Genomic DNA, 10684 nt, shown 5'->3' on the forward strand with positions numbered 1-10684 from the left:
TGATGCCCAGTTCCTTGGCCTCGTTGCTGCGGGCGATGGCACAGCCATCGTTGTTTCTGAATGACCCTAACAGTTAGTCAGGTAAAGTTCCCCCATCAATCTTGACTAACAGTTTCCTGCTTTTTTTGCAGAACCACCGCTCCCTACTTGATGGGAAGCAAATGGCTCTCCCGGAGGCTAGACTTCCGCAGACTGATTGCTGCCACTTAGGTTCGACGGCAGAGTCCATGGGCGCCACCGCAAGCGGTCGCTCACCGGTCAGGATCTCAAGCGACCGATCGATTACCTGTACCGGTCGTTCGGCACTGTAGCGAAGTGCAAAGTTCTGGAATGGCCCTTTGCGTCACGGACGAAACGGTGTTCTGGACCCTGGGCAGGCCTTCTTCAAGCGCCAGCAGGGAGGGCGAATCACTTCTTTTGGTCCTTCAGTGTCCGTAGCGCAATACCCGCCACCCGGGTTCCCAGTGCTCCTCAAAGTGCGTGATAGACGGGCAATAGTTCACTTTGACCTGATGCTGTTGCAACATTCTGATCATTGCTCTCGCCGCAAATAAAGAAGGAGACAAGGGGTGGCCGTTGGATCGCAATGCCCAAGACATCGCGTGCGGTATGTGGATATGCGGCAGTCTTGACCTCGCCATCCGCATCCGGCATTTGTGCAGGTGAGCCTGCCGTGAATCTCGTTGAAGGTGCGTGGATAAGCTTTGAGCGCCGACTGGCGAGCTGCTCAGGCCTGACCTCGATGGAGTCACATTTCATGGCGCCGTTTTCTCGGCGCCAGATACCTGGTCGACAAATGCCAGCAGCGAAGCGGTGGGCTGTTTGTCGCGATGCACGACCAGGTGAGATTGTCGGAGCTGCCGCGGCAAGGTCGTGGCGATGCGGCACAGGCGGCCGGCCTCCAAAGCGTCGCTCACGACCCACGACGAAAGGCAGGCCACCCCCATACCCGCCTCGGCCGCATGTTTGATCGCCTCCGAACTTCCCAGCTCGATGCTTCGACGGTAGGAGCGCAAGTGGGGCAGCAGACTTTGGTCGGTGGCCTCGCGCGTTCCCGAGCCCAACTCACGCACCAGCCAGACCCCTTCACGCAGTGTCCGCATTGGCACCCGCTCGCCGGCCAGGCTCATTCGTGCCCACGCGCTGTCGGGCGATGTAACGACCACCATCTCGTCCTGGTGCCATGGCGTGACGGCCAGCGCCGCTTGGTGGCAAGGCCCTTCGATCAGGCCCACGTCCAGTTCAAACGCAGCGACCGCGTCACAGATGGCCGCCGTGTTTCCGATCACGACCTTTGAGCGCCAGGCACTGGCATGGCCCGGTTGCGCTGCGACAAAACGGGCCAGCAGCCTGGGCAGCACATAGTTGCCGATGGTGGTGCTGGCGCCGATGCGCAGCGACTGCGCCTGGGCGCTGCCATCGCGGGACATCAACTCGATGCCGGCGGCACCGTCCAGCAGCGCCAGGGCCCGCGGCAGTAACGCACGGCCGTTGTCGTTGAGCAGCAGGCGCTTGCCCGCGCGGTCGAACAGGCGCAGCGACAGCAGCCGCTCAAGTTCATTCACGGCCGAGCTGGTGGCCGACTGCGACAGCGCGATCTCGGCGCTGGCTGCCGTGGTAGTGCCGCTGCGCGCAACCGCCACGAAGATCTGCAGCTGTCGCAGCGTGAGGCGAAGGGTATTCATGGCGGATTTGTTTGCAAAGCGATCAGATGGGTACATCTTAGCGATACAACCCGTTTGACGGGTCATCTATGAAGCCGGAAGCTTCGTCCTCATGAACTTCAACCGGAGGCAAGCAGCATGACCATCAACGTACTTCCTGAGCCACGCACATCGGCCTCTGCATCGGCTTTCGCACGCATGCTCCCCGGCCTGGCCCTGAGCGGCGCCTTGGCTGCCACCGGTATCGCGCTGGGCCGCATCGCCTGGCTGCAGGACCATGGCTTCAGTGCGCTGACGCTGGCCATCGTGCTGGGCATGATCGTGGGCAACACGGTTTACCCGTGGGCCCCGCGCTGGGCGGTAGCCAGCGGCGCCGGCGTCAACTTCTCCAAGCAGAACCTGCTTCGCCTGGGCGTGGTGCTGTACGGCCTGCGGCTCACCGTGCAGGACATTGACCATGTTGGCATAGCTGGTGTCGCCATCGACACAATGATATTGGGCTCGACCTTCGCACTGGCCTGCCTCATCGGCACGCGCTGGCTGGGCCTGGAGCGCAAGACGGCGATGCTGATCGGCGCTGGCAGTGCCATCTGCGGCGCTGCTGCGGTGATGGCCGCCGAGCCGGTGGTCAAGGCGCGCGCCGAGCAGGTCACGGTGGCGGTGGCCACGGTGGTGGTGTTCGGCACGCTGGCGATCTTCCTGTACCCGGCGCTGTTCGAGCTGAACCGGCACTGGGCGCTGATCCCCGGCGGCGCCAACGGGTTCGGCATCTACGTCGGATCGACCATCCACGAGGTGGCCCAGGTGGTGGCCGCAGCACGTTCGGTGGGCCCGGACGCAGCCAACTCGGCCGTCATCGCGAAGATGGTTCGAGTAATGATGCTGGCGCCGTTCCTGGTGATGCTGTCGGCTTGGCTGGCGCGCGACAGCACCCTGCAAGCCCTGGTGGAGGCAGAGCATGCTCACGCCAAGGGTCAACTCGCTGTGCCCTGGTTCGCCTTCGGCTTCGTCGCGGTTGTGTTGCTCAATTCGCTGCAATGGCTGCCGGCGTCGGTGGTGGCAGTGACGATCGAGATTGACACCGCGCTGCTGGCGATGGCGATGGCTGCGCTCGGCCTGGCCACGCACATCGGCGCCATTCGCAAGGCCGGGGCCAAGCCGCTGCTGCTGGCGTTGATCTTGTTCGGCTGGCTCATCGTCGGAGGCGCGCTCATCAACCGCTGGGTGCCGGCCCTGCTGGGCTGAAGCCTCGAATTCACGGCCCAGGGCCCTGACCCTAAATTTCTTTGCACGCTCTGGAATAGACCGCATGCCGACGCCGTCTGCTCTTTTGTCGGGACCTATCGGACCCTTCGTCCAGCACTCACCCCCCTTCACTTCACACCAACCCTTCATCGGAGCCCACAATGTTCAAGACTTTCGCTTTCGCCGCCACCGCCCTGACGCTCGCCTCCGGCAGCGCCTTCGCCGCCCCCAGCGACGACGCCCGCACGCACTTCCAGGCCATCGCCTCGGGCGACACCCAGATCGTCATGCGTGCCTATGCCGACCAGGCCCAGCTGAACTGGGTAGGCGGCCCACTCGACGGCACCTATGCCACCACCGATGCCATTCGCGGCACCTGGGAGAAGTTCGGCAAGGCCGTCGGCCCACTGAAGCTCACAGTCGGCCAGATTGAAGAATCGGCCAACCCCAAGGGCGCCACCGTCTCGGCCAACGTCGTCTTCGAAGGCAAGATGCCCATCAAGGTGCGCTACGTGCTGACGTTCCGTGAAGGCAAGATCGTCAGTGAAACCTGGCAGATCGACCCCAAGCTGGCGGTGGCTGCGGCTTACTGAACGGCACGCAGCGTGGCTACTCTCCACCAGACCCTAAAGGACAACCCCATGAAGCACCTTTCGACTCTGGCCGCGCTGCTGATCACAGCGGCTTCCTTCGCGGCACCACTCACCGGCGCTATGGCTGCCGACGCGCCGGCCAAGCTCGCCAACGGCGCGCTGGTCGACGCCAAGGGCATGACGCTCTACACCTTCGACAAGGACGTGGCAGGCAGCGGCAAGAGCACCTGCAACGGCGGCTGCGCCGCGCTGTGGCCGCCCGCGATGGCCGCCGCCAGCGACCAACCCGCCGGTGCATACACGATCGTCATGCGCGACGACGGTGCGCGCCAGTGGGCCTACAAGGGCAAGCCGGTGTACACCTACCAGGCCGACCAGAAGCCCGGCGACCGCGCCGGCGACAACTTCAAAGACGTCTGGCACATCATCAAGGAATGACATTTGCTGTCGACTTCCGTCCAGACCCTCAGGCCACGACCCCCCGATGCAAGACGACGCAAGCCTGCTGAGCTGGGTGCCGCGCCTGCGCCGCTATTCGCGCGCACTGGTGAACAACCGTGACGACGCCGACGATTTGGTGCAGGACACGCTGGAGCGGGCCTGGGCCAAGTCGAACCTGTGGGGCGGCGTGGCCGACATGCGCGCCTGGCTCTTCAGCATCATGCACAACCTGCACGTCGATGGCGTGCGCCGTCCCAGGCTGCACACCGTGACCATGGACGACGACACGCCCGAAGTGCCGGTGGCGCCGACACAAACCGACAGGCTGGCTGTACTGGATCTGCAGGCTGCACTGGACTTGCTGCCCGTCGAGCAGAAGGAAGTGCTTCTTCTGGTGACGCTGGAAGACATGGCCTATGCCGATGTGGCGCAGGCCCTGGGTATCCCCATCGGCACCGTGATGTCGCGCCTGTCGCGAGGCCGTGAGCGCCTGCGCGGCCTGATGGAAGGCCGCGCAGAACCGGTGCGGCTGAAAGTCGTCAAATGAATGTATTGCGAAGCAACCCATGAATACCGACCGTCCGCCACCGTCCATTCCCCCGGTCACCGAGGCCGACCTGCATGCGTTCGTTGATGGCCGCCTGCCCGCTGAGCGCCAGGTCGAGATCGCCGCTTATCTGGCCGCACGCCCTGAAGACGCGCAGCGCTTGGAGGCCTACCGGGCGCATAAGCGCGAACTGCACGCCTTGTTCGATCCCGTGCTGGATGAACAGCCGCCGCAGCGCCTGCTGAAATCGGCGCGCCCGCGCGCCGTGCCGCAGACGCCTTGGTACCTCCAGCGCCTGGCCGCTGGGATCGCCATCGCCGTCATCAGCGGCGCCACAGGCTGGGGCTTGCGGGGCGGCCTGCCCGCGGGGGGCGACGATGCCGGCCGCATGGCCGCCGCGGCACCCGCCGAGCGCGGCCTGACGCTGGCGTCAGCGGGCGGCTTCGCGCAGCGCGCGGCGGTGGCTCACGCGGTATACAGTCCCGACCCGCGCCGCCCGGTCGAGGTGGACGCGGCGCACGAAGACCAGCTCGTGGCCTGGCTGTCCAAGCGCATGGGCGCGCCGATGAAGCCGCCGTACCTGCAGGCCCAGGGCTATACGCTGGAAGGCGGGCGCCTGTTGCCGGGCGGCCAGGGGCCGGTGGCGCAGTTCATGTACCGCAACGAGCTCGGCAGCAAACTGACGCTGTACGTATCCAACGATGTCGCCGACGTGGGCAGTGCCGCGGGGCCGGACAAGGCACTGCAGGCCAGCGTGAAGAACACAGACACGGCCTTCCGCTTCGCACGCGAAGGTGTGGTCAATGTCTTCTACTGGGTCGACGGTCCCTTCGGCTACGCCCTGTCGTCCGACGCCGACCGCAGCGTGCTGGCGCAGGTGTCGGCCGAGGTCTATCGGCAACTTGGCACCCCGCGCTGAAGGCCAGGGCGGCGTCGGCGCGACGCGCTGTCGGCATGCCCAGGGAATGAAACGGCCCGAGCCGCGCTCTTGACCTGAAGCAAGCGCTGGGCAGTGGTTCATCGGCGGCTCCCGGCCCACGACCCAAGCGATCACTCTCCACACCAACTCAGAAAGCACACATGACCACCCAACGCCGCGACATTCTCAAGTACACCCTGGCCGCCGCGGCAGCCAGCGCGCTGCCCGCAGCACATGCCCAGGCCCCGTCCGGCGCTTCAGCGGGAGCCGCAGCCACCGGCATCGACCCGCGCGACCGCGTCTTCATCACCAATGAAGACTCCAACACGCTGGTCGTCATCGATCCGAAGACGAACACCGTCGAGAGCACGATCAACCTGACCAGCTTCGACGAAGACCCGCGGCCTCCATTTCGCTACGTCACCGCCGGCGTGGCGCCGACACACGCGGCGATGATCCACAAGCCGCTGTACCACGGCTGCATCGACGCCCACGGCGCGGTGCCGTCGCCCGACGGCCGGCTGCTGGCCACCAGCGGGCGCGGCTCCAGCAACATTTATCTGATCGACGCCGAGCAGCGCCGCGTGATCGGCAACACACCCAACCCTGCGTCTGGGCCCACCACCAACCCCGAGCGCCTGAGTAGTGGCCTGCTGCTGGGCCGCGAACCGCACGAGCCCACTTTCACGCGCAACGGCCGCGAGCTGTGGGTCACGCTGCGCGGTGAAGACCGTATTGCCATCGTCGGCGTCGATCGTGCCGTTCGCCAGCTCAAGGGGGCCGACAGCCCGGGCTCCAGCGCGGTTCGCCAATACCTGCCCACACTGAGCGGCCCGGCGCAGGTGTGGTTCAACCGTGAGGGTACGTTGGCCTTTGTGGCCAGCCAGAAGGTGTCGAAGATCGACGTGTTCCGCGTCAACCCCGGCGCGGATGGCCACAGCCAACCGCAGCGGCTGACCACGCTGGACATCAGCGCACAGGACAAACCCGGCTTCACGCCCTTCATGAAGACCACACCCGACGGTGCCGAGGTGTGGTTCTCGCACAAGCTGGCTGATGCGGTGTCTTGCCGCTCGACGCAGGGTGGCTTCGACCTGATCGACACCGTGCCACTCGGCATGGGCGCTCGGCCCAACCACGTTGAGTTCGTGCGCAATGCGCGCGGCAGCGTGGTCTATGCCAGCCTGGCGCGCATCGACGATGGTGGCCCCGGCGGCGTGGCGTCGAGCCCGATCGCCATCATCGACCGCAGCGCTCCGGGCGGACAGCGCAAGGTGGTGGGCACCTTCTCCAGCCGTGGCCGCGAGTCGCACGGGTTGTGGACCAACCCCGAGAACACGCTGCTGTATGTGGCCCACGAACAGGACGAGCTGCCCGGCACGCCCAACGCGGGCCAGACCGTGTGCAGTGCATTTGATGTGAGCGACCCGCTGCGCCCGACCTTCATTGCGCAGATCCCCCTGGGCAATCTGACGCTGCCCTCTGGCGCGCTGCGCAACAAAAAGAGCATCAACCTCGTCTACGTGCGTGTGGGCGAGAAGGGCCAGACGGCATGAGCGGCGCGCACACCAGCCACGGCGCCAGCGCCGCGCACACCAGCGCATTCCAGCGGGATATGGACGAATCGATGGCCCGCATGATGCAGGCCATGCACAGCCCGGGCTACGCAGGCCAGGCCGACCAGGACTTTCTGGCGATGATGATTCCGCACCACGCCGGCGCTGTGGACATGGCGCGGCTGGTGTTGCAGCATGGGCGCGATCCTGTCACCCGGCAGTTGGCCGAGGAAATCATTGCCGGGCAGACGGTGGAGATCCAGAGCATGCAACGCCGACTGCACACCCTGCAGCAGCGCACAGCCAAAGGTGCGGAAGCGGAATTTCCGTCGCTGGGTGGGACGCGGGGGCCTTGATCGACAGCCCTAGGGAAAGTACCAATGAGCGCCACGGAATGAACCAAGCCATGCAGCGCTCTTGATCACCATGCTGTTCCAGTCTGCCGAGTCCCGCTATAACCAATGGGTGCGTGAGCACTACCGTTTTTTGCTGCGCAGTGCGTGGGCGCTCACTGGTTCGCGCGCCATTGCCGAAGACGTGGTGCAAGACTGTTTTGCCAACGCCTGGAAGCACCGGGAGCAACTGCGCGACGCTGCGCTGGCACGGGCTTGGCTCTTTCAGATCATGCGCCGCGCCGCCTTTCGCCAGGCCGCACCCAGCATGCAGTCGCTGGACGATGAAGAGCAGCCCGAGCAAGCGGCGCCCGACGCGGGGCTGGACGACAAACTCGATGTCGTCAAGGCGCTCGCGCGCCTGGCGCCCATCCACCGCGAGGTGCTGGTGCTGTTTTATTTCGACGACATGCCCACCGCCCAGATGGCCGAGGCGCTGGAGATCGCGCCCGGCACGGTGTTGTCGCGCCTAGCCCGTGCGCGCGACGCTTTGAAGCTGGCCATGGGGGTACCTGCGACACCCAAGGCCGATGTCAACGTTACCCCGTTTCGCAGGACCAAGACATGAGCCCCGATACCGACGCGCCTTTCCTGCCCGACAGCGAATTCGATTTGCGCGCGCGCGCCGAGTTGGCGATCGCCTTCGAGGCCAGCGACGCACCGGCACACCTGTACCGAAAGCCGCAGCCGCTGCTGGCGCGACGCGGCTTGCAGCGTTTTCTGGCTGCGCTTTTGCTGGCCGGTGGCACCAGCGGCGGGGTGCTCGCCGTGCGACCGCCAGCGATGGTGCGCGACGCGATCGACCACGAATACCACGAGCGCAGCTTGCGGGGCAGTTTCATGGAGCAGCGCCAGTTGCTCATGCACCTGGGCATGCGGGACGCCAACGTGGTGCCCGGGTTTCCCCAACTCATGCGGCCATGCGATATCGAAGGTCACCTCGCTTACCACCTCACCACGTTCTTCGAGAAGGGCGGCATGGTGACGGTGTATGCCTTTGACCAGTCTGTGGACCTGCGCGAGGCCAGCGGCTGGTGGAGCAACGTGCACTGGAAGGTGATCCGCTCGCGCGAGGGCAAGCCCTTGTTGCTGGTGGCCCAGAAAAAGAAGGCACTGGCGGTCGCGCAGACGGCACTGCAGGCACCTCCCGTGTCCGGGCCAGGCTGAGGCACCGCGTCCCTGTCAACGAATCAACCGCTCACCCCTTTCACCCCAACCGGCGCACGACGCCCAACCACCGGAGACCCCAGAAATGAACCAACAACCCACCTCGCTCCCCCGGCGCCACCTGCTGGCCGGCAGCGGCGCTGCTTTGGCTGCCGTTGGTCTGGCCAGCTTTGGCCGCACCGCAGCCGCTGCTGGTGAGACCGCGCCCGTCGCCTTGGCCGGTGCTGCCAAGCCTCTGCCAGCGTACGTGGGCTGGAAGGACCCGGCCAGCCTGATCGTGCACAGCAGCACCACCATTGAGACCAAGCGCAGTGTGTTCGGCACCAGCGTAATCACGCCGTCCGAGCAGCTCTACATCCGCAACAACCTGCCCGCGCCCGACGCCTCGATCCTGGGCAACCGCGATGCCTGGGAGATCAACATCGAGGGGGTGAAGAACCCGCGCAAACTCACGCTGGGCGACCTCAAGCGCATAGGCATCGAGACCACGGCGATGGTGTTGCAATGCTCTGGCAACGGACGCGGCTACTTCCCCAACAAGCCCAGTGGAACGCCTTGGCAAGTGGGCGCAGCAGGCTGTGTGGTGTGGAGCGGTGTGCCGGTGCGCTGGGTGGTGGATGCCCTGGGCGGCGTGGAGGCCGGCATGGCCTACCTCACCGGCACAGGCGGCGAAAAACTCCCCGATGGACTGGACCCCAAGAGCGTGATCGTGGAACGCTCGGTGCCTGCTGCCGCACTCGCCGATGCCCTGCTGGCCTGGGAAATGAACGGTGTGCCGATTTCGCTGGCCCACGGCGGCCCACTGCGCTTGATCGTGCCGGGTTACACGGGCGTGAACAACATCAAGTACGTCAAACGCCTGGCCTTCACCGCTCAGGAGACCGACGCACGCATCATGTCGCACGGCTACCGCATTTCACCGCCCGGCGCGAAGGGCGACCCGTCGCAGCCATCGGTGCAGGAAATGACGGTGAAGTCGTGGATCAACGGTCCCGGCACGGACGGCGCCCCGCTTAAAGCGGGTGACACACAGATCCATGGCGTGGCGTTTGGCGGCATGAACGCGGTGGCCAAGGTCGAGGTTTCTCTGGACGGCGGAAAAACCTGGCAGCTCGCGCGCATGGTGGGGCCCGACCTCGGCCGCTTTGCGTGGCGGCAGTTTGTTTTTGCGGCGCGCCTGCCGGCGGGCCAGTTCACCCTGGCGAGCCGAGCCACCGACACCGCAGGCAACGTGCAGCCCGAACAACGCATGGAAAACGCGGGCGGCTACAACAACACCAGCTGGGCCGACCACGCCGTGAAAGTGAGCGTGGCATGAAGCGCACAATCCAAAAACACGCGTTGGTCGCTGCCCTGTGGTCGTTGGCATTCACAGTGCTGCCCGTGCACGCCGCCGACGATGCCGCGCAACTTCAACAAGGCAAGGTGTTGTTCGGCCAAGGCGCGGTGCCTGCCTGCGCCCTGTGCCATGCGCTCAAGGACGCGGGAGCCGAAGGCGCCGTGGGCCCCAGCCTGGACGAGCTCAAGCCCGATGCCAAGCGCGTGGCCACCGCGCTGCGCAACGGCATTGGGCAGATGCCGTCCTACAACGGCAAACTCAGTGATGCGCAAATTGCCGCCCTGGCGGCCTACGTGGCCAAGGCTTCGGGTGGATCAAAGTGATGGCTGGTTGGCCACAGCGCTGTTGCGCCAACTGACAAAAAGGACGGGATCACCTGCAAACAGCGATCCCGACTGAGTGGCTGACCCAGGGCGGGTCAGCCACTCACCATCACTTGCCTGGTTTGATGTCGGGGACCACCATCCAGCCAGCCCCCATCATCACAACCGCCGGGAACTTCTCGCCGGCCTAAGTCTTGCCCAGCATGGCCTTGTGCTCGCGGTAAGCCATCAACGCTGGCGACACGCCCAGGTGATTGATCGCACCATGCTTGATGCTGCTGCAGTCTTGCTCGTCGAGCTTGCAGATCTCTGCACGCTGTTGTCAACTCTCTAGCAATGTCAACTGCGCGCCTGAAACCTGTCTCTGCGCATTACCACGATGCATGAATAGGAGTGATCGCAATCCGGCACGCCAAGGGCATTCACGTTGAAAACTCGAACGGCAGCAACCGTTAAGGCTTGTGTGACACCTGCCCAGCCGCACAAGCGGTCGAGCAC

The 10684-nt window shown here is 65.2% G+C and carries 12 protein-coding genes; 11 read left to right on the top strand and 1 reads right to left on the bottom strand.

Translation table 11 applies throughout. The annotated features are described in order from the left end of the window. Positions 1-755: 755 nt before the first annotated feature. The gene (locus tag RMP09_RS19035; RefSeq protein WP_100174423.1) at positions 756-1685 is read right to left on the bottom strand and encodes a LysR family transcriptional regulator; all 930 of its coding nucleotides are present in this window, start codon (positions 1683-1685) and stop codon (positions 756-758) included. Positions 1686-1802: 117 nt separating this feature from the next. Here RMP09_RS19035 and RMP09_RS19040 point away from each other — a divergent pair, with 117 nt between their 5' ends. The 11 genes from RMP09_RS19040 (at position 1803) to RMP09_RS19090 (ending at position 10186) form a co-directional block, all read left to right on the top strand. Then, positions 1803-2909 (top strand): YeiH family protein, encoded by a 1107-nt coding sequence (locus tag RMP09_RS19040; RefSeq protein ID WP_100174373.1) that lies wholly within the window; start codon positions 1803-1805, stop codon positions 2907-2909. Positions 2910-3070: 161 nt separating this feature from the next. Continuing rightward, the gene (locus RMP09_RS19045) at positions 3071-3502 is read left to right on the top strand and encodes a nuclear transport factor 2 family protein (RefSeq protein ID WP_008904227.1); all 432 of its coding nucleotides are present in this window, start codon (positions 3071-3073) and stop codon (positions 3500-3502) included. Positions 3503-3622: 120 nt separating this feature from the next. After that, a complete protein-coding gene (locus tag RMP09_RS19050) occupies positions 3623-3940 on the top strand; it encodes a hypothetical protein (RefSeq protein ID WP_231624607.1) in 318 nt (105 codons plus the stop codon). A 46-nt stretch (positions 3941-3986) separates the two neighbouring features. Next, complete coding sequence (locus tag RMP09_RS19055; protein WP_008904230.1) at positions 3987-4490, top strand: RNA polymerase sigma factor; 504 nt, start codon at positions 3987-3989, stop codon at positions 4488-4490. Between the two features lie 19 nt (positions 4491-4509). Further along, positions 4510-5409, top strand: a complete 900-nt coding sequence (locus tag RMP09_RS19060; RefSeq protein ID WP_108322911.1) for an anti-sigma factor family protein — start codon at positions 4510-4512, stop codon at positions 5407-5409. 161 nt (positions 5410-5570) lie between these two features. After that, positions 5571-6965 (top strand): YncE family protein, encoded by a 1395-nt coding sequence (locus tag RMP09_RS19065; protein WP_062405660.1) that lies wholly within the window; start codon positions 5571-5573, stop codon positions 6963-6965. Further along, a complete protein-coding gene (locus RMP09_RS19070) occupies positions 6962-7321 on the top strand; it encodes a DUF305 domain-containing protein (protein ID WP_008904210.1) in 360 nt (119 codons plus the stop codon). The genes RMP09_RS19065 and RMP09_RS19070 overlap by 4 nt, the downstream gene beginning before the upstream one ends. A gap of 70 nt (positions 7322-7391) precedes the next feature. Then, a complete protein-coding gene (locus RMP09_RS19075) occupies positions 7392-7925 on the top strand; it encodes an RNA polymerase sigma factor (protein WP_050813810.1) in 534 nt (177 codons plus the stop codon). Continuing rightward, positions 7922-8524 carry a hypothetical protein gene (locus RMP09_RS19080; RefSeq protein WP_066787015.1) on the top strand — a complete coding sequence of 201 codons (603 nt, stop codon included), beginning with the start codon at positions 7922-7924 and terminating at the stop codon, positions 8522-8524. Before RMP09_RS19075 ends, RMP09_RS19080 begins: the two co-directional genes overlap by 4 nt. Positions 8525-8609: 85 nt before the next feature. After that, on the top strand, positions 8610-9842 hold the full coding sequence (locus tag RMP09_RS19085; RefSeq protein WP_041484972.1) for a sulfite oxidase: 1233 nt from the start codon (positions 8610-8612) through the stop codon (positions 9840-9842). Further along, complete coding sequence (locus RMP09_RS19090; protein ID WP_008904214.1) at positions 9839-10186, top strand: c-type cytochrome; 348 nt, start codon at positions 9839-9841, stop codon at positions 10184-10186. Before RMP09_RS19085 ends, RMP09_RS19090 begins: the two co-directional genes overlap by 4 nt. Positions 10187-10684 lie beyond the last annotated feature (498 nt).

Source organism: Hydrogenophaga sp., assembly GCF_031426985.1.
GTDB lineage: Bacteria > Pseudomonadota > Gammaproteobacteria > Burkholderiales > Burkholderiaceae_C > Hydrogenophaga.

Coding starts and splice junctions, on each gene's coding strand:
- RMP09_RS19075 (WP_050813810.1), top strand. CDS start 7,392: ATGCTGTTCCAGTCTGCCGAGTCCCGCTATAACCAATGGGTGCGTGAG.
- RMP09_RS19065 (WP_062405660.1), top strand. CDS start 5,571: ATGACCACCCAACGCCGCGACATTCTCAAGTACACCCTGGCCGCCGCG.
- RMP09_RS19085 (WP_041484972.1), top strand. CDS start 8,610: ATGAACCAACAACCCACCTCGCTCCCCCGGCGCCACCTGCTGGCCGGC.
- RMP09_RS19060 (WP_108322911.1), top strand. CDS start 4,510: ATGAATACCGACCGTCCGCCACCGTCCATTCCCCCGGTCACCGAGGCC.
- RMP09_RS19050 (WP_231624607.1), top strand. CDS start 3,623: ATGGCTGCCGACGCGCCGGCCAAGCTCGCCAACGGCGCGCTGGTCGAC.
- RMP09_RS19080 (WP_066787015.1), top strand. CDS start 7,922: ATGAGCCCCGATACCGACGCGCCTTTCCTGCCCGACAGCGAATTCGAT.
- RMP09_RS19070 (WP_008904210.1), top strand. CDS start 6,962: ATGAGCGGCGCGCACACCAGCCACGGCGCCAGCGCCGCGCACACCAGC.
- RMP09_RS19090 (WP_008904214.1), top strand. CDS start 9,839: ATGAAGCGCACAATCCAAAAACACGCGTTGGTCGCTGCCCTGTGGTCG.
- RMP09_RS19055 (WP_008904230.1), top strand. CDS start 3,987: ATGCAAGACGACGCAAGCCTGCTGAGCTGGGTGCCGCGCCTGCGCCGC.
- RMP09_RS19045 (WP_008904227.1), top strand. CDS start 3,071: ATGTTCAAGACTTTCGCTTTCGCCGCCACCGCCCTGACGCTCGCCTCC.
- RMP09_RS19040 (WP_100174373.1), top strand. CDS start 1,803: ATGACCATCAACGTACTTCCTGAGCCACGCACATCGGCCTCTGCATCG.
- RMP09_RS19035 (WP_100174423.1), bottom strand. CDS start 1,685: ATGAATACCCTTCGCCTCACGCTGCGACAGCTGCAGATCTTCGTGGCG.